We start from the raw sequence: 19,537 nt of genomic DNA, 5'->3' as shown, positions 1-19,537 counted from the left end.
CGATCCATGTCGAATACCAGCATGCGCGGCAAGCTCGTTCTCGTGACGGGCGGTGCGAAAAACGTGGGCAAGGCGATCTGCAGGCGTTTCGCCGAGCAGGGCGCGCACGTGATCCTGAATTTCTTCCACTCGCTCGACGCGTCGAAGCAGACGGCCGACGAACTGCGTGCGCTCGGCGCGACCGTCGACGTGATCCGCGCGTCGGTCGCGCAGCAGGCGCAGGTCGACCGGATGTTCGACGAGATCGAACGGCGCTACGGCCGGCTCGACGTGCTCGTCAACAATGCGGCGTCCGGTGCGCTGCTCGGCGTCGACGAGATCGGCGCCGAGCATTTCGATCGCGCGCTCGACACCAACCTGAAGGGCGCGTTCTGGTGCGCGCGTCGAGCCGCAGCGCTGATGGCGCGCTCGGGCGGCGGGGCGATCGTCAACGTGTCGTCGGTGGGCGCGACGCTCGTGCCTGCGAACTATCTGGTCGTCGGCACCGCGAAGGCGGCGCTCGAATCGCTGACGCGCTATCTCGCGGTCGAATACGCGGGCCGCGACATTCGCGTGAACGGCGCATCGTCGACGCTGATCGACGGCGACGTCGCCGCGCAGTTTCCGGACCCGGAGAACACGAAGCGTTCGAGCATCGCGGCGACGCCGCTGAAGCGGCTCGCACGTGCGGAAGACCTCGCCGATCTCGTCGTGTTTCTCGCCTCGGACGCGGCGCGCTGGATCACCGGTCAGGTGGTCGTCGCGGACGGCGGGCTGTCGCTGTGCAGCGAGGGGCTGTCGCCGCGCGCGGAATGGGCGAGCGCGGAGCGTGCCGCGAGCGAGGCCGTGCCCGCTGCCGTGCCGACGGCGCCTGCAACGACCCGGCAGCCACCGGCCTCGGCGTTGACCGGTCGTCCCGCCGCATCGCCCGACGACGCGCCGGACAGCGACGACATCGCCGTGGTCGGCATGGGTCTCGCATTGCCCGGCGCGAGCGACCCGGACGCATTCTGGCGCGCGCTGCTCGACGGCCCCGAGCTGTTCGGCAACGTACCGCCCGATCGCTGGGATTACCGCTCGTTCTATTCGCCCGATACGTCGGCGGAGGACAAGAGCTATCAGTCGCGCTCGGTCTTCATCGAGCATTTCGACCCGTGCCCGACGGTGCGCGCCGAGCTCGACGCGGGCATCGCGCCGCGCGAGCTGACGACGTTGTGGCTGCGTCACGCGTTATGCCAGTCGCTCGATGGCGTGACGCTGCGCGATGCCGATCGCGTGGCGTTCCTCGTCGGCTACACGGCGGACGGCAGCCAGCATCTCGAGGAAGCGATGGTGCTGGCCGCCGCGCGCGAGCGCCTGAACGCGGTGCTGATCGAGGCGGGCATGGACGCGGCCGAGCGCGAGCGCCGCGTGGCCGCGATCGATGCGGTGCTCAGCGCGCGCTATGCGCGCGGCGCCGGCGATCTCGCATCGTTCTTCCCGCACCGGGTCGGCCTGAACGCGATGAAGGGCGTGCTGCCGGACGACGCGCAATGCATGATGGTCGACACCGCGTGCTCGTCGTCGCTGTATTCGATCGATCTCGGGATCAAGGCGTTGCTGCTCGGCAAGCAGGACGTGGTCGCATGCGGCGGCGCGTTCGCGCTCGCGCCGCGCGGCTCGATCCTGTTCTCGAAGCTGCATGGCCTGTCGCGCAGCGGCGAAGTGCGGCCGCTCGACCGCAACTGCGACGGCGTGCTGTTCGCGGACGGCGCGGGTGTCGTGATCCTGAAGCGCGTCGCGCGGGCGCGCGCCGACGGCGATCGCATCCTCGGCGTGCTGAAATCGTTCGGCTCGTCGTCCGACGGCAAGGGCAAGGCGATCTACGCGCCGAACTCGGCCGGCCAGCGCATCGCGATCGACCGCGCGTATGCACGCACCGCGACGGTGCCGGCCGACGTCGACTGGGTGGTTGCGCACGCAACGGGCACGCCGGCCGGCGATCTCGCCGAGTTCCAGAGCCTGCGCGACGCGATCCGGCGCGACCGCCCGGTGCAGGTGACGTCGAACAAATCGCTGGTCGGGCATACGGGTTGGGCGGCCGGTGTCGTGTCGGTGATTCAGGTGCTGCTCGGGTTGCGGCATCAGGTGATCCCGCCGCAGCACCGCTTCAGCGAGCCGCCGCCGGAATTCGACATCGCCGGCACGAACCTGCGGATTCCGGTGGCGCCGGTATCGTGGCCGGTCCGGCGCGATTCGGCACGCGTCGCGGCGGTGTCCGGGTTCGGCTTCGGCGGCACGAACGGCCACCTGATCGTGTCGGAATACCGCGCGGATCTGCCCGCCGGCGAGGCGAGCGGCCGGTTCGAGCGCGAGCCGCTCGCGATCGTCGGATGGTCCGCGAAGTTTCCGGGCCTCGACGACGACACCCAGGTTGCCGCGTGGCTGCGCGGCGAAGGCCGCGCGCCCGACGCGAGCTTCGGGATCGGCTACCCGTTGCCGAGCTTCGCGCGCGTGAAGATGCCGCCGGCGGTGCTTCGCGCGCTCGATCGCTGCCAGCTGATGGCGCTCGACGCGGCGCACGACCTGCGCGAACGCCTCGGCGCATTCTGGCGCGAGCACGCGGACACGATCGGTCTCGTGATGGGACACATGGGGCCGACGCGCAATGCGGCGCTTTACGCGAGCCGCTGTTATCTGGACGACATCGCGACCGCGGTGCTCGACGCGACGCGGCCGGACGAGCGCGCGGCAACCGAACGCGTGCTGGAGGCATTGCGCGCGGCGACGAAGCGGCTCGTCGCGCCGACGACCGAGAATTCGTTTCCGGGGATGATGCCGAACGTGATCCCCGCGCGCGTCGCCAACTATCACGACCTGCACGGCATGAACATGACGGTCGATGCGGGCCATGCATCGACGCTGGCCGCGTTCGAAGCGGCCGAGCGCTTCCTGTGCAGCGGCGAACTGGACATGGCGATCGTCGGCGGCATCAACGGCAACTCGGCGGAAGAAGTGCGCCCGGCATTCGGGCTGCCGCTCGCGGAGGGCATCGTGCTGTTCGCGGTCACGACGGTGCGGCGTGCGCACACGGAAGGGCTGCCGGTGCTCGCGGTGGTCGGCGGCGGCGACGCGCGAGCCGCGGTCGAACCGGCCGCGCCGCGCGACGCGATGGGGCGCGCGGTCACGTATGCGGGTGCCGATTCGGCGATCGACGTGCTGCGTGCGATCGTCGCGCGAGAAGCCGGCACGACGCTCACGCGAGACGGCGGCGGCGATCGTGCGCGCTACGCGCTGCATGTTGCATGCGAACGGGCCACGCCGCGCGAGCCGGATCGCGAGGCACGGCCTGTGCCGCCGACACATGAGGCGGCTCCGGTCGCTGCGTCGGTCGAACCGGCCGCATCGACAACCGTTGCGGCCGCACCCGTTGAACCTGGAACCTTGATACCGGGCACGTTGCGCCGGACCGGCGTCGCGGCCGACGGCGAACCGCTCGGCGTCGCGCGCTACCGGATCGAATGGCGCGATGCGCCGTGGCGGCCGGCGGGCCGGTCGACGCCGTTCATCGTGCCGCGCTGCGTGATCGTGACCGACATGCCGGACACGCTGGCCGCCCAGGCGAATCCGGGCCCCGGCTGCGTGGTGCTGTCGACGCGGCCGTTCGCCGCGCACCGGCCGGGCTGGCACTGGATCGAGCGGATCGACGCAGCGGCGCTCGACATCGTGCCCGACGATATCGGCCACGTGCGCGTGCTGACGTCGCTCGACGCCGGCACGCTCGCCACGGGCGCCGCCGCGCCGGCCACGCCCGAGCGGCTCGCACTGCACGACCTGGCGTTCCTCGCGGTCAAGCGCTGCCATGCGGCACTCGAGCGCGGCGGCACCTTCATCGCATTGCTGCTCGACGCGCTCGCCGGCGACGTGCCGCATCCGGATGCCGGCCTGTTCACGGGCCTCGTGAAGGCACTCGCGATCGAGATGCCGGAAGCGCGCCCGGTTGCCGTGGTGACCGATACGCGCGCGCTGCCCGATGCGCTGCGCGATGCCGAGCGCGAAAGCGGTGCGCGTCACTGGCTGCCGGTCGTCGCGTTGGGCGGCGGTCGTCGCCGCACGCCGCGCGTGATCGCGGATGCGGGCGAACTGCGCGCGGACGAGCGGCTGTCGCTCGGTCAGGATTCGGTCGTCGTCGCGGTCGGCGGTGCGCGCGGGATCACCGGCGAACTGATGAAAACGCTGGCCGCGCACGTGCGTCCGACGCTGTATCTGATCGGCAGCAGTGCGCTGGACGCGATCGACGCGGACCTGCTCGCGATGGACGACGAAACGTTCGCGAAGAGCCGCCCGGACTACATCCGCCAGCAGAAGGCGCGGCATCCGGAACGGCCGTTGCCGGAGATCATCCGCGCCTTCGAGCGGCGTGCCGACGCGCGCACGGCGTGCATGAACATCGAGGCGATGCGCGCGTTCTGCGGCGCGCATCGCGTGACCTACCTGCGCGCCGACGTGCTCGATCCCGACAGCGTGAAAGCGGCCATCGACACGATTCTCGCGCGCGAGCCGCGCGTGGACCTGCTGGTCAACGCGGCCGGGCTGAACCGTTCGGCGTCGGTGAGCGTGAAGTCGCTGGACGATTTCGTCGCGGTGCGCGACATCAAGGTGCGCGGCTACTGGAATTTGCGCGACGCGTTCGGCACGCGGCAGCCGCGCCTGTGGTGCAACTTCGGCTCGTTCATCGGGCTGACCGGGCAGGCGGGCGAAACCGACTACGCGTCGGGCAACGACTTCCTGAACACGCAGGCGTCGTATCACCGCGCGGCGCTCGGTCATGACGAATTCACGATCGGCTGGACGCTGTGGCGCTCGGTCGGGCTCGGCGCGAATCCGGTCACGCGCGCGTTTCTCGAGAAGAGCGGATTGTTCACGAGCATGCGCACCGCGGAAGGGCAGCATCACTTCATGCGCGAGCTCGGTCTCGGCGAGCGCGCGGCGATGTCCGTGCATCTCGGCGAGGCCGAGCGGCGCGCGATCGAGACGCACCTGCCCGGTTACTTCGATCTCGACGAAAGCGCGCCGGCCGCCGCCGACGCATCGCGCGATCCGGATTTCTATCTCGGCGCGGAACTCGCGCGCACCGACGACAGCGTGACGTTCGAGCGCGTGTTCGACCTCGAACGCGACGCGTATCTGCAGCATCACGTCGTCAACGGTTTTCCGACATTGCCGGGGACCTTCGTGCCCGAGGTGGCCGCCGAGGCCGCGCTGCGGCTCGTGCCGGGGCTCAAGGTCGTCGGCTTCGCGGACGCGGCATTCCTGCATTTCCTGCGCGTCTACGATGCGAAGCGGCCGAGCGTGAAGCGTATCCATGCGCGGATCGCGTCGCGCGACGGCGACGCGGTGCACGTGCGCGTGCGGATCTCCGGCGACGTGCTGGCGCCGGGCGGGCAGGTGCTCGTGCGCGACAAGCCGCACTTCGAGATCACCGTTCGCCTGGCCGACGCGTATGCGCCGGCGCCGGTGTGGCACGAACCGGCAATGGCGACGTTCACGCCCGTCGCCGATCCGTATCACTTCGACGCGGCGCCGGTGCGGCTGACCGGCATGTTCGTGTCGACGACCGATACCGGCATGAGCGACGCGGGCAAGCAGGCGCGTTTCCGGCTGAATGTGCCGGGTGACGATCCGGTATTCTCACGTTTCGTGGTGCCAAGCATCCTGCTCGACGGGCTCGCGCGCGTGGCCGCGCTCGATCACGTTGCCGGCGACTACATCCCGCTCGCGGCGCCGATGTCGATCGGCCGCATCGACATCTACGAAGCCGGCAACGACTGCGAGCTGTCGAACCGCCACGCGTCGATCGCGCTGCGCGTGACGCCGCGCGCGTTCGCGCTCGAAGGGCCGGCGAGCAGCGGCAACCGGTTCGTCGCGGTGCGCCCGGACGGCAGGATCCTGATGCAGATGCGCGACGTGACGGGCATCGTGATCGGGTACGTGCATCGCGCGACCGGCGCGTTCGCCGCGCGCGGCGAGGTCGACGCGCAGCTCGCCGGCCCCGCGGCTTCCGAGCAGGTGAGCGCATGACGATGAAGCGACTCGCGCCCGGCCCGCGTGGCAGCGTCGTGATGGGCAACCTCGCGGAGTACAAGCGCAATCCCGTCACGATGCTGCTGAAGCTGCAGCAGCAGTACGGCGACATCGCGCGCAATCGTCTCGGCCCGTTTCTCACGCATGCGCTCGCGCATCCCGACGGTATCCAGCACGTGCTGCAGGACAACCACCGCAACTACGTGCGCGGCCGCTTCTACGACAACTTCAAGATGTTCTTCGGCGATGGCCTGCTGACGACCGACGGCGAGTTCTGGCGGCGTCATCGCCGCGTGGTGCAGCCGCTGTTTCACCGCAAGCAGGTCGAGTCGCATGCGGCCGCGCTCGGCGATGCGGCGCTCGCGCTCGTCGAGCGCTGGCTGAAGCAGCCGACGCATGCGCCGTTCGACGTCGTCGAGGAAATGATGCGCGTGAGCCTGCGCATGCTCGGGCTGATGCTGTTCAATGCGGACATCTCGCGGCATGCGGACGACGTCGGGCCGGCCGTGCGCTTCGGCATCGCGGCGATGATGCCGCAGGGCAACCTGAACGATTTCGTGCCGCGCTGGATGCCGACGCCGTTCAATCGCCGGATCGCGCATGCCCGCCGCGGGATCGACACGATCGTCGACGCGATCGTCGCCGAGCATCGCGCGGGGCGCTGCGAAACGAGCGACGTGATCTCGCTGCTGCTCGCCGCCCGCGATCCGGAAACGGGCGTGCCGCTGACCGAGCGCGAGGTGCACGACGAGGTGATGACGGTGTTTCTCGCCGGCCACGAAACCACCGGCAGCGGGATGGCGTGGGGGCTCTACGCGCTCGCGCAGCATCCGGACGTGTTGCGCCGCCTGCGCGAGGAGCTCGATGCGGTGCTCGGCGGCCGTGCGCCCGGCGCGGCCGATCTCGAACGCCTGCCATACCTGGTGCAGACCGTCGACGAGATCCTGCGCCTGTATCCGCCGATCTGGGGCTTCACGCGCGATCTGGTCGACGACGACGAGATCGGCGGCTATCACGTGCCGGCCGGCTCGTCGGTATTCATGTCGCCATACGTCACGCATCGTCATCCGGCGCTGTGGGCGAACCCCGACGCATTCGATCCGGAGAACTTCGGATCGCACGCGCCGGCGCGTCACAAGTACGCGTACTTTCCGTTCGGCGGCGGGATGCGCAAATGCATCGGCTACCAGACCGCGTTGCTGCAGATGCGTGTGCTGATCGCGGTGGTGGCGCAACACGTCGATCTGAGCGCGGTGCCCGGTCATTCGCTCGACACCGGCGCGACGATCTCGCTGCGTCCGCGCGACGGCATCCGGTTGATCGCCAAGCCGCGATCGCGCGAGCGGGTGCCGAGGGGGCAGACGGTGCAGACGGGACGGGACGCAAGCGTGCCGGGTGCCCGTGCGTCGGTGTGCCCGTTCACGGGCACGCAAGCGGGAACGCAAGTGCAAGAGCAAGCGCCCGTGCCGCCCCCCCACGCCGGGCAACCGGCGCATGCGGCGTCGCCGACGCTCGTCCGTTCCGCCGGCCCCGCGCTGGCGCCGGACGTGCTGGCTTTTCTGCAGCGCGACGCGATCACGGACGAAGCGTCGCCATGCGCCGACGCGACGCCGACGCATCGCTTCACATGGCGGCCGGTCGAGATCGAACCGCTGCCCGACCTGCCGGCGGCCGAACTGAGCGGCAAGCGGATCGCGATCGTCAATGGCCTCGGTCGCACGGTCGAGCGCGTGGTGGCGACGCTCACGCGCGCCTGTGCGAAGCCGAGCGTGTTCGCGCCGTCCGACGGCATCGATCCGGCGACCGCCGCGAGCGCGTTCGTCGCGCAGTCGGGGCCGTTCGACGGGATCGTCGATCTCGGTGTCGAGGCGCCGTTCTCGCTCGACGCGCACGATCAATGGGAAGCGCCGCTGCGCCACACGGTCGCGCTGCTGCAGGCGTGCTACGGCGACTGGTCGCAGGAGGCGTCGACGTCGCGGCTGTTCTATCTGGCGCTCACGTGGCAGGACGGGCTGATGGGTCACGGCGATGACACGCTCGTGCAGCCGCTCGGCGGATTGTGGGCCGGCCTGGCGAAGACGCTGCCCCAGGAATTGCCGAACTGCAACGTGCGCGTGCTCGACGTCGCGCCCGACGAAACGGGACGCGTCGACCAGCTGATCGCGCGCGAACTCTATCGCTGGGGACGCTTCGAGGTCGGTCACCGCGGCGGGCGCCGCCATACGCTCGTCGCGAGCCGCGACGATCTGCCGGCCGACGCGGCGCCCGATTGGGGGCCCGGCGACGTCGTGCTGTTTTCGGGCGGTGCGCGCGGCATCGGTTTCCTGGCCGCGTGCGCGCTGGCGAAACGCCATCGCTGCACGGTGATCGTCACCGGGCGCGATGCGTTGCCCGCCGGCGACGAGCCGTGGCTTGCGCTCGACGACGCGGGCTTCAAGCGCTACGGGCTCGAGCAACTGCGCCAGGCGACGCCGCAGCGGTCGCCGAAGGCGATCCGGCATGCACTGCAGCGGCTCGAACGCCGCCGCGAACTGAAGGCGTCGCTCGATGCGGCGGCCGCGCTCGGCCTGCCGGTGCACTACCGCGTATGCGACGTGACCGACGCGCAAGCCGTGCGGACGCTGTGCGACACCTTCGGCGACCGGCTGCGCGGCGTGATCCACAACGCGGGCATCGACCAGCCGGTGCGATTGCCGCGCAAGCGCGCCGATGAATTCATCGACACCGTACGCGTGAAGGTGCGCGGCTTCCTCAATCTCTACGCGGCGGTGCGTGAGCTCCCGCACATCGGCTGCTTCGTCAACGTCGGCTCACTGACCGGCCGCTGGGGCGGAATGACCGGCGAGACCGACTATGCGGCCGCGAACGAGGCGCTGGCGCGGCTCGGCTGGTGGGCGCGGCGCGACGCCGGCGCGCGCGTCGTGAAGACGATCGCGTGGCCGACCTGGGACGGCGTCGGGATGATCACGAACCTCGCCGTTGCGCGGCGCTACGTGACGCCGATGCGGATCGACGAAGGCGTGCGCCACTGGCTCGCGGAACTCGCGACACCGGCAACGCCGGCGACCCGCGGCAGCGGCGAACCGATGTACATGGGGGCGGTTGGCCGCGCGCTGACGCCGATCCAGCTGCGCGGATTCGACGCGGTCGACGGCTTGCCGAACCTCGGCGAACTCGCGACGCGCCGGCATCACGCGGGTGAGCCACGACGTTTCCGGCCGTTCACGTGCTTCTCGACGCGCTATCGCACCGCGGGCGCACCTTATACGCATGCTTTCCGCTTCGACGGCCGCGCGGCCGTGCCGGCGTCGCTGCTGCTCGAGCACGCGCGCGTCGCGGCCGACTGGGTCGCGCCGCCCGGCGGCGAGCGGGCGTGCCTGCACGAAGCCGTCGACATCACGATCGCGCTCGACGCGCTCGCCGATGCGCTCGACGGTCACGGCGATCTCGCGCTCGACACCGACGCGAGCGGCCGCGCGGTGGACGACGGCTGGCACGTGACGGTGCGCTGCGCGTCGCTCGCCGGCCGCGTGCTGCTCGATGCGACGTTCGTGTACCGCGATCATCCGCCCGGCGGCATGACCGTTCCGCTGCCGCGCGAAACCGAAGACGACACGATCCGGCGGTCCGCACGGGCGAGCTGGCGCGACGACCTGTTGCCCGAGGCGCGATGGAGCGGCGGCATCGCCCAGGCGAAGGCCGCCGACCCCGCCGCGCTATGGGGCGTGCAGGGGGATGAGGGACGCGTGCCGTGTCCGCAGCTGTGGCTGCCGGTCAATCACCTGGAGAACGTGTTGCGCGTGCTGCTCGGCGCGTGGCCCGCCGACGGCGAGCGGCCGCGCGCATGGCGCATCGGCCGCATCGTGTTCGGCGCCGCGCATGCCGGCGATGCCGACATGTTGCTGCGTTATCCGAACGATCGCTTCGCGATCGCCGATCGCGCGGGCGCATCGATCGCCGACCTGTACGGCGCACGGCTTGCCGGCGCGACCGACATGCAGGCCGCGGCGGCGTCGGCCATTTGAACGGGAAGAGGAGGCTCACCATGACGGAGCGCAACGACGGCGCGCGGTACTGCATCATCGGCGCGGGCGCGGCGGGCATCACCGCCGCGAAGAACCTGCTCGCGGCCGGCATCGGCTTCGACGTGATCGAGCGCGAGGACGACGTCGGCGGCAACTGGTACTACGGACGGCCGAGCGGCGCGGTGTATCGCTCGATCCACATGATCAGCTCGAAGCGGTTTTCCGAATACACCGACTTTCCGATCCCCGACGACTATCCGACCTACGCGCGCGGCGACCAGGCGCTCGCGTATCTGCGCGCGTACGCGCGGCGCTTCGGCGTGTACGACCGGATCGAATTCGGCCGTTCGGTGCTCGAGATCGCGCCGGTGCAGGGCGGCACGCAGTGGCGCGTCGAGCTCGATCGCGGCGAAGTGCGGACCTATCGCGGCGTGATCGTCTGCAACGGGCATCTGTCGCATCCGCAACTGCCGGACTATCCGGGGCATTTCGACGGGCTGCAGCTTCATTCGTCGCAGTACCGCACACCGGAGATCTTCGACGGCAAGCGCGTGCTCGTGGTCGGCGCCGGCAATTCCGGCTGCGACATCGCGGTCGAGGCGTCGCATCATGCGAGCGCGGTATTCCACAGCACGCGACGCGGCTACTACTACTGGCCGAAATTCCTGTTCGGGATGCCGGCGGACGAGTGGGCGGAGTGGCCGCTTCGGCTGCGCATGCCGCTCTGGGCGCGGCGCTTTTTCGGCGAACGGCTGCTGCGCCTGACGACGGCCGGACAGCCGGAACACTACGGGCTGCGCAAGCCCGACCACAAGCTGTTCGAGTCGCATTTCATCATCAACTCGACGCTGTTCTATCACCTCGGTCACGGCGATCTCGACGCGCGGCCGGACGTGCGCGAACTGAAGGGCGATCGCGTTGCGTTCGTCGACGGCAGCGAGGAGCCGATCGACGTGATCGTGTATGCGACCGGCTACCAACCGAGCTTCCCGTTCATCGACCAGGCGCACCTGCAATGGCGCAAGCAGCAACCGTCGCTGTATCTGAACCTGTTCGACGCGCAGCATCGCGACCTGTTCTTCATCGGGCTGTTCCAGACGTCGACCGGCAACTGGCCGCTGATGGACTATCAGGCGCAATTGCTCGCCCGCTATCTGCATGCGCGCGACACGGCGCCGCGCAAGGCCGCACGCATCGACCGGCTGATCCGGCGCGGCCGCTCGGACTGGAGCGGCGGCATCGCATTCCATCGCACGCCGCGGCACGTGATCGAGGTCGAGCATTTCGCGTACCGGCTGCAGTTGCGGCGGCTGATACGCGCGTTGCCGGCCGTGTCCGGCGGCGCCGGCGCGGATGCGTCGAAGGCGGCGCCGGTGCATGCGGTGCGCGCGGGAGGTGCGTCGTGAGCCTCGTGCATGTCGAACACCTGTCGAAGACGTACCGGCTCGACAGCGTGCGCGTGACCGGTCTCGCCGACGTGTCGGCGACGCTCGACGCGGGCCGCTTCACCGTGCTGAGCGGCCCGTCGGGCAGCGGCAAGACGACGCTGCTGAACCTGATCGGTTGCATCGACCGCCCCGACAGCGGGCGCGTGACGATCGCCGGTCACGACACGGCGTCGCTGTCCGACGATGCGCTGTCCGATTTTCGCGCGCGCCATGTCGGCCACGTGTTCCAGACCTTCAACCTGCTGCCGGTGCTGTCCGCCTACGAGAACGTCGAGTATCCGCTGCTGATGGCAGGCTGGGCGCCGGCGCGCCGCGCCGCGCGGGTGCGCGACCTGCTCGACGCGGTCGGCCTGGCCGACAAGGCGCGGCACCGGCCGAGCCAGCTGTCGGGCGGCCAGCGCCAGCGCGTCGCGATCGCGCGCGCGCTCGCGGCCGAGCCCGCGATGGTCCTCGCGGACGAACCCACCGCGAACCTCGACAGCGCGACCGGGCACGCGATCATCGAACTGATGCGCACGATCCAGCGCGAGCGCGACGTGTCGTTCATCGTGTCGTCGCACGATCCGCACGTGGTGAAGGTGGCCGACGAGGTGATCCGGATTTTCGACGGCCGCATCGTCGGCCACGAACGGGCCGGCGGCGACACGGCGACACAGGAGGTGTGCCGATGACCCATACGCTGATGCTCGCGCTGCGCAATCTGCAGCGCAACCGCCGGCGCTCGCTCACCACGTTGCTCGCGATGATCGTCGGCGTCAGCGCGATCCTGCTGTTCGGCGGCTTCAGCCGCGACATCACGCTCGGCCTGCAGACCGACTTCGTGCAGCGCAGCGGCCACCTGCAGATCCAGCGTCAGGGCTATTTCCTGTACGGCACGGGCGACCCGGCTGCATACGGGATTCGCGATTACCCGGCGCTGATCGAACGACTGCGGCGCGATCCGCAACTCGCGCCGCTGCTTCAGGTCGTCACGCCGACGCTGCAGTTCGGCGGGATCGCCGGCAACTTCGCGGCCGGCGTGTCGCGCACCGTGATGGGCTTCGGCGCGATTCCGGACGACCAGTACCGGATGCAGCAATGGAACGCGTACGGGTTCCCGCTGCGGCCGCGTGCGTTCGCGTTGCGCGGCAGCGCCGACGACGCGGCGATCGTCGGCCTTGGCGTCGCGCGCGTGCTGCACCTGTGCGCACCGCTGCGCGTGCCGGATTGCCATGATGCGCCACCGGGCCCCGCCGAGCCGGCCACGGACGGTCCGGCCGCGAGCGCGCCTCCCGACGTGCTGGCGCTCGCGCAGGCCGAGGCCGGCACGCGGCCGGCCGCCGACGGCGCGACTCATGTCGAAGTGCTGACCGCGAGCGCGGGCGGTGCGCCGAACGTCGGCCGCTTCTCGGTCGTGAAGGCCGACCAGCAGGGCGTGAAGGAGCTCGACGACGCATATCTCGCGGTGCGCCTGCCGCAGGCGCAGCGGCTCGTCTACGGCGGCGCCGCGCCGCGTGCGACCGCGATCGAGATCCAGCTCGCGCGCACGGCCGATCTGCCCGCGGCGCGGGCGCGCATCGAGCAGTTGCTGCACGGCGGCTTCGACGGCCAGCCGCTCGACGTCGTCGATTTCGCGACGCTGAACCCGTTCTACGACCAGACCAACCGGATGTTCTCGGTGATCTTCGGCTTCGTGTTCGTGCTGATCAGCGCGATCGTGCTGTTCGTGATCAGCAACACGATGAGCACCGCGATCATCGAGCGCACCGTCGAGATCGGCACGCTGCGCGCGATGGGCATGCGGCGCGGCGGCATCCAGCGGCTGTTCGTCTGCGAGGGCGCGCTGCTCGGCGTGGCCGGCGCGTCGCTCGGCGTGCTGGTCGCGCTCGCGATCGCCGCGATCGTCAATCGCAGCGGGCTCGCGTGGACACCGCCCGCGCGAATCGACGCCGTCGCGTTGACGGTGCGCGTGTGGGGCGAGTGGCGAACCATCGCCGTCACGTTCGTCGGGCTCGCGTGCGTGGCCGGGCTGTCCGCGTGGCTGCCGTCGCGGCACGCGGCACGGCTGTCGATCGTCGATGCGCTGCGCCATGTGTGATGTCGCCCGGATGCCGCGTTTTTCGTTCACTTCACTTTCGGGAGAGCGCTCGTGCGTCGCCTGTTCGTTTCATGCTGTCTGAGTCTTTCGTTCCTGACCGGCGTCGCGCACGCGCAGCCGACGCCCGATCCGCAGAAGCTGCTCGCGGCGAGCGACGCGATCCGCACGCCGGAGAGATCGTTCGTGCTGACCGCGACGCTCGTCGAGTACCGCTCTGGCAAGCAGGTCGACGGCAATACGCTGTCGATCCATTCGAAGCCGGACGCGCCGGGCGGCGCGTTCCGCACGCTGGTGCGCTTCGTCGCGCCGGCGCGCGACACGGGCAAGCTGATGCTGAAGAACGGCAACGACTTGTGGTTCTACGACCCGGCGAACCAGGCGAGCGTGCGGATCTCGCCGGACCAGCGGCTGCTCGGCCAGGCCGCGAACGGCGACGTCGTGACGGTCAATCTCGCGCACGACTATGCGGCCGAGCTGAAGGGCGTGGAGGACATCGTCGACGGCGATCGGCAGACGCGCCGCGCGTACCGCCTCGCGCTCGCCGGCCACGGCGACGGGCTCACGTATCGCCGCATCGAGATCTGGATCGACGCGGCGAACAACCGGCCGCTGAAGGCGCGCTTCTATTCGGAAAGCGACCGCCTGCTGAAGACCGCGTTCTATCGCCGCTACACGATGCAGCTCGGCGTCGAGCGGCCGACCGAGACCGTCATCATCGACGGGCTCGACAGCAACTGGGTCACGGTCATGCGCTTTTCCGACTACGCGTGGCGCGACATTCCCGATGCATGGCTGCAGCGCGACTACCTGTCCCGCTTCCAGGCGCAATGACGGTGCGACGCCGAGGCCGGATCGCGGCGGTTGCGTTCGCGTTGCTGCCGGCGTGCGTGCACGCGGCGGATGCGGGCGGGACGGGAGGCACGGCCGGCGTCGACGAAGCCGATGCCGCGGCGCTCGCGCTGGCGGACCAGCCGGCCGCGACGCCGCCCGACACCGCGAAGCCGTGGAAGCTGAACGTGCAGGACGCGCTGCGTGCGAGCCGCTATCGCGACGGCGGCGAGGCCGGCCGCAACCAGCTGTCGATCGAGTTCGAGTACGGGCAGTGGCTGACGCCGTCGTTCGCCGCGCATTTCTCGATGCGCTTCGACCGGTTCGATCCGCTCGGCACGTCGCGCACGTCGTCGCGCGACGTGACGCTCGTGAAGGAAGCGTATGCGAGCTGGCGCGCGTCGCCGGCGTTCGTCGTCGACGCGGGCCGCGTGAACGAGCGGCTCGGCGTGGCGATCGGCTACAACCCGACCGACTTCTTCCGTGCCGGCGCGGTGAGCCTCGACGTGCCGCCCGATCCGGACAGCCGGCACACGAACCGGCTCGGCACGGTCGGGCTGCGCGCACAGCGGGTGTGGGACACGGGCTCGCTCGCGGCGCTGCTGTCGCCGCGGCTCGAGCGCCGCAGCGTGCCGGGCGACCCGGCCGCGGCGTCCGACCTGCAGCGCACCAACGGCGTCGATCGCTGGATGCTCGTCGCAAGCCAGCGGCTCAGCGCGGCGATCCAGCCGCAATGGATTGTCTACGGCGAAAGCGGGCAGGCGCCGCAGTTCGGCCAGAATCTGAGCGTGCTGCTCGGCAACTCGGTGGTCGCATACGTCGAATGGACGGGCGGCTACCGGCGCTCGCTGATCGCGCGTGCCGCCGGCGCGGCCGACGATCGCGCGTTCCGCAGCAGTTCGTCGGTGGGCGCGACGTGGACGCTGCCGGTCGATCTTTCGCTGACCGCCGAATTCCAGAGCAACGGCGGTGGCGCGGACGCGGCGCAATGGCGGTCGTTGCAGCGCGCGAATCCGATGGCATGGGGCAGCGCGGTGCAGACGTCGATCGCCGCACAGGAATTGCAGACCCGTCACGGCGTGTTCGTGATGGCGGCATGGCACAACGTCGGCGTGCGGCGCCTCGACCTGTCGGGCTTCGTGCAGGCCGATCTCGGCGGCGGCCGGCAATACTGGCTCGAACTGCGGCGGCGCTTCGACCGGTTCGACGTCGCGCTGCAGTGGCTGCATCAGGGCGGGCCGTCGTGGAGCCGCTTCGGTGCGATGCCGGAGTCGACGAGCATTCAGGTGCTGGGCATTTTTTATCGATGACGCAAGGAGAATTCGAATGAGCAAACGCGCGCTTCAGGCGGCGACCGCCGTGCTTGCGCTGGTTCCGACGATCACCGGCGTGCTCGGGATGATGGGCATTCGCGATCCGCTGTACGCGTCGCTCGGCATCGCGCTGCCGGCCGACGCGACGCTGGACGGCAACCTGCGTTTCTATGCGGGCGTGTGGTTCGGGCTCGGGCTCGCGGCGTTTTCGGCGATCCCGCGGATCGAGCGGCAGGGACGGCTGTTCGCGACGCTGTGGATGATGATTTTTCTCGGCGGTGTCGGGCGGCTGATGTCGCTCGCGGCGCTCGGGTTGCCGTGGCCGCCGTTCGTCGGCTTCACGGCGCTCGAAGTCGTCGGCGCGCCGCTGTTCATCGCGTGGCAGCGGCGCGTGGCCGCGCATGCCGCATGGGAGAGTGAGAATGCATGACATCGACATCAACCGGCGTATCGCGCCGCGTCGTCGCGCCGATATCGCCGTGCGGGGCGTCGCGACGGTCCTGCGCGCCGTGGCGGCGCGATGCGTGTCGCGCGCGCGCGCACGGTTCATCGCCCGCATCGTGCTGCTCGCGTGCGTCGTGCTGGGTCCGGCGCAGGCCGGTGCGCAGACGGCGGTCGACGACTACGCGGCGACCCGTTATCCGATCATCCTCGTGCACGGGCTGACTGGAACGGACGATTATTTCGGCATCCTGCCGTACTGGTACGGCATCCAGGCCGATCTTCAGCGGCATGGCGCGACCGTCTACGTCGCCGACCTCTCCGGCTTCCAGAGCGACCTCGGCCCGAACGGGCGCGGCGAGCAGTTGCTGGCCTACGTGAAGCAAGTGCTCGCGGTGACGGGTGCGGTCAAGGTGAACCTGATCGGCCACAGCCAGGGCGGGTTGACGTCGCGCTACGTGGCGTCGGTCGCACCCGCGCTCGTCGCGTCGGTCACGACGATCGCGACGCCGCATCGCGGCTCGCAGTTCGCCGACTTCGTGCTGGGCGCGCTGAAGCTGGACCCGACCGGCTTGTCGACGCCGGTGTTCGGCGCGTTGCTGAACCTGTTCGGGATCCTCACCAGCAACACGCACAACACCAATCAGGACGCCATCGCCGCGCTCGACGCACTGAGCACGACCTATGCCGCGCGGTTCAACCAGCTGTTTCCGAGCCCGGGGCTCGGCGCCGGCGCATGCGGTACCGGCGCACCGGTCGAGACGATCGGCGGCAACGTGCATCTGCTGTACTCGTGGAGCGGGGCCGCGTATCAGCCGGTGTCGCTGCTCGGCATCGTGACCGGCGCGGTCGACACCAGCGTGATTCCGGTCATCGATCCGGCGAACGTGCTGGATCCGTCGACGCTCGTGTTCCTGACGGCCGGCAACATCATGGCGCTGGCCGGTGCGGGCCCGAACGACGGTTTCACGTCGACCTGCAGTTCGCTGTTCGGCACGGTGATCTCGACGCGCTATCGCTGGAATCACTTCGACGCGATCAATCAGTTGCTCGGCATTCGCGGCGCGTATGCGGAAGACCCGGTCGCCGCGCTGCGCGTGCAGGCGAACCGGCTGAAGCTGCGGGGCGTCTGAGCGATGAACGTCCGGACCGCGCTGTCCCGCGCCGTGTTGTACGGCGCGACCGGGGCGATCGCCGTGGCTGCCGCGTGGCACGTGTTCGGCCGTCAGGCTGCGTCGCCGGCCGTCGCGGCTGCGCCGCCGCCCGGTCGTGCCGCGCCGCGCGGTGCGGCGGCGCAGCCGATGCTTGCCGCATCCGATGTCGCGTTGCCTGCATCGCTTGCAGGCTCGCGTGCACCGAGTCTGCCGGTCGCGCCGGACGGGCACCTCGCGAAAGTGCGCGCCGTGCGGGAATTCTTCGATTACTTTTTGCTTGCGCAGCATGACCTGACGCCCATGGCGCTCGATGCGCTGGTCGCGCGCGAGATCGACGCGCAACCGATCGGTGCGGCGGCCCGCCGCGACGCGCTCGACGTGTGGCCGCGCTATCGCGCGTGCCTCGCCGCGTTCGATACGCATCCGGGCGCGATGCAGGCCGGCGCCGGTCTCGATCCGGACGCGATCGCGGGCGAGCTCGAGCGGCGCGCGGCACTCGCGCGCCACTGGCTCGGCGACTGGAGCACGCCGTTCTTCGACGCGGATGTCCGGCGGCAGGGCGACGACCTCGACCGGATCAGGATCGCGCGCGATCCGACGCTCGGCGATGCGCAAAAGCGCGCGCGCCTCGCCGCGCTCGACCAGGCGCTGCCGCCCGGCGAGCGCGACGCACGCGAGCGCGCGGCGCGACAGCGCGACGCGATTGCAACGGTTGCGAGGCTCGACGGCCAGCGCGCGACGCCCGATGCGCTGCGCGCGCAGCTCGGTGCCAATGTCGCCGCGCGCGTCGTGCGGATGCAGCAGGACGACGACGCGTGGCGGGCACGCTATCGCGACTATGCGGCCGAACGCGACCGGCTCGACGCGCAGCAGCTTGCGCCCGACGTGCGCGATGCGCAGATCGCCCAATTGCGGCAGCGCAATTTCCCGGATCCGTCGGATGCATCGCGGGCCGCGTCGCTCGACGCGGGCAGGGCAGCGGCATCGGCGCGTTAGCACCGGTTTCCGAGTGCGCGCCACCACGGCTTCCAAACATGTCGAGCGGAAAGTGTGCGGTAGCCCACGTTTCCCGCATTCTTTTCGATTCGAGAATGATTTTAATTTTCGGAGTAAATCGCATTACCCCGTATTGGCATTCTCCCGTCATTTCCGATAATCCATCGAACAATCCGCCTTATATGCAACAAGTTTAAATCGTGGATTTTCGATTGACGGTGCAAGTATCTTCGGATGGCGAACCGAACTGTCAAATTACTTCATGTAACGAAAGCGGAGTGTCGCGTACGGCTGGGCTGCGTGATACCTTTTTGCTCAATGTCACCGCGATGATAAGGCGGAAAAAACCGTTAAACCGGTGCGGTGAAAACAGCAGAAAGGTTCGGTGGCCGAGGGGCAGGGATACAACGTACGAGGTGCGCCGTGAGAGATCAGGCCAACAACGTCATCGAGTTGCCGCATGCACTTGGTGCCAATCATTTCCTGTCTGCGCTCGACGGAATCAGCCGTTCGGAATTGGCGCCTCATTTGATGCTTTCGAATCTCAAGACCGGCCAGGTGCTGTGCGATGCCGGCGACGATCTGGAGGCCGTCTATTTTCCGGTGACCGCGGGATTTTCCCTGCAATACACGGCGGGCGGCAAGACGACGCTCGGCGTGACGGAAATCGGCCGCGAAGGCCTCGTGTGCGACGACGTCATCGGCAGCGCGATGCAGCGCCGCGTCGTCGTCTATCGCGGCGGGTTCGCGTATCGGCTGTATGCGCACCGTTTCGCCGACGCGTGCGACGCATCGGCGGCGATCCGGCGGCAGGTCTTCGTGCGGATGCAGCTGGTGCTGTCCCAGGCGTCGCAGGTCATGTTCTGCAGCCGCCATCACGTGATGCGTCATCAACTGAGCCGCTGGCTGCTGATCGCCTACGAGCGCTCGCGCAGCATCGAGATCCCGGTCACGCACGGCATGCTGGGCCAGATGCTGGGCGTGCGTCGCGAGACCGTCACCGATACCACGCGGCAGCTCCACGAACTCGGCCTGATCCATCAGCATCGCGGTGCCGTCGTGCTGACGGATCTCGGCGGTCTCGAACGGCAGGGCTGCGACTGCCATCGGGTCATCCGCGACGAAACGCGCCGCATCCTCGCGATCGATGCGGGTACGGATGCGGGTGCCGGGTTGTCGCGACGTATCCGGACGACCTAGTCGCCGGCGCGTC

Annotated in this window: 11 protein-coding genes; all 11 read left to right on the top strand. The window is 69.6% G+C overall.

The annotated features are described in order from the left end of the window. The first annotated feature begins 6 nt into the window (after window positions 1-6). Window positions 7-6,039, top strand: a complete 6,033-nt coding sequence (locus WS45_RS15005) for an SDR family oxidoreductase (RefSeq protein ID WP_059700634.1) — start codon at window positions 7-9, stop codon at window positions 6,037-6,039. Further along, window positions 6,036-10,067 carry a cytochrome P450 gene (locus WS45_RS15000; protein ID WP_059700633.1) on the top strand — a complete coding sequence of 1,344 codons (4,032 nt, stop codon included), beginning with the start codon at window positions 6,036-6,038 and terminating at the stop codon, window positions 10,065-10,067. Before WS45_RS15005 ends, WS45_RS15000 begins: the two co-directional genes overlap by 4 nt. Window positions 10,068-10,087: 20 nt before the next feature. Beyond that, on the top strand, window positions 10,088-11,473 hold the full coding sequence (locus tag WS45_RS14995; RefSeq protein WP_059700632.1) for a flavin-containing monooxygenase: 1,386 nt from the start codon (window positions 10,088-10,090) through the stop codon (window positions 11,471-11,473). Beyond that, window positions 11,470-12,186, top strand: a complete 717-nt coding sequence (locus tag WS45_RS14990) for an ABC transporter ATP-binding protein (protein WP_059700631.1) — start codon at window positions 11,470-11,472, stop codon at window positions 12,184-12,186. The genes WS45_RS14995 and WS45_RS14990 overlap by 4 nt, the downstream gene beginning before the upstream one ends. Then, window positions 12,183-13,592, top strand: a complete 1,410-nt coding sequence (locus tag WS45_RS14985) for an ABC transporter permease (RefSeq protein WP_059700644.1) — start codon at window positions 12,183-12,185, stop codon at window positions 13,590-13,592. The genes WS45_RS14990 and WS45_RS14985 overlap by 4 nt, the downstream gene beginning before the upstream one ends. A 51-nt stretch (window positions 13,593-13,643) precedes the next feature. Continuing rightward, a complete protein-coding gene (locus tag WS45_RS14980; RefSeq protein ID WP_059700630.1) occupies window positions 13,644-14,423 on the top strand; it encodes an outer membrane lipoprotein-sorting protein in 780 nt (259 codons plus the stop codon). Window positions 14,424-14,443: 20 nt separating this feature from the next. Further along, entirely contained in the window at window positions 14,444-15,730 is a 1,287-nt protein-coding gene (locus WS45_RS14975; RefSeq protein ID WP_373559427.1) for a hypothetical protein, read from the top strand. A 16-nt stretch (window positions 15,731-15,746) separates the two neighbouring features. Beyond that, entirely contained in the window at window positions 15,747-16,163 is a 417-nt protein-coding gene (locus tag WS45_RS14970) for a DUF4345 domain-containing protein (RefSeq protein ID WP_059700628.1), read from the top strand. Beyond that, entirely contained in the window at window positions 16,156-17,307 is a 1,152-nt protein-coding gene (locus tag WS45_RS14965; RefSeq protein WP_082721933.1) for an esterase/lipase family protein, read from the top strand. Before WS45_RS14970 ends, WS45_RS14965 begins: the two co-directional genes overlap by 8 nt. A gap of 3 nt (window positions 17,308-17,310) precedes the next feature. Then, a complete protein-coding gene (locus WS45_RS14960; RefSeq protein WP_059700627.1) occupies window positions 17,311-18,324 on the top strand; it encodes a lipase secretion chaperone in 1,014 nt (337 codons plus the stop codon). Window positions 18,325-18,747: 423 nt separating this feature from the next. Then, entirely contained in the window at window positions 18,748-19,524 is a 777-nt protein-coding gene (locus WS45_RS14955; protein ID WP_059691197.1) for a Crp/Fnr family transcriptional regulator, read from the top strand. The last annotated feature ends 13 nt before the right edge of the window (window positions 19,525-19,537 follow it).

The organism is Burkholderia sp. RF2-non_BP3 (genome assembly GCF_001522185.1).
Lineage (GTDB): Bacteria > Pseudomonadota > Gammaproteobacteria > Burkholderiales > Burkholderiaceae > Burkholderia > Burkholderia diffusa.
The sequence above is the reverse complement of the archived record's forward strand: the minus strand, read 5'-3'. Positions and strand labels throughout refer to the sequence as shown.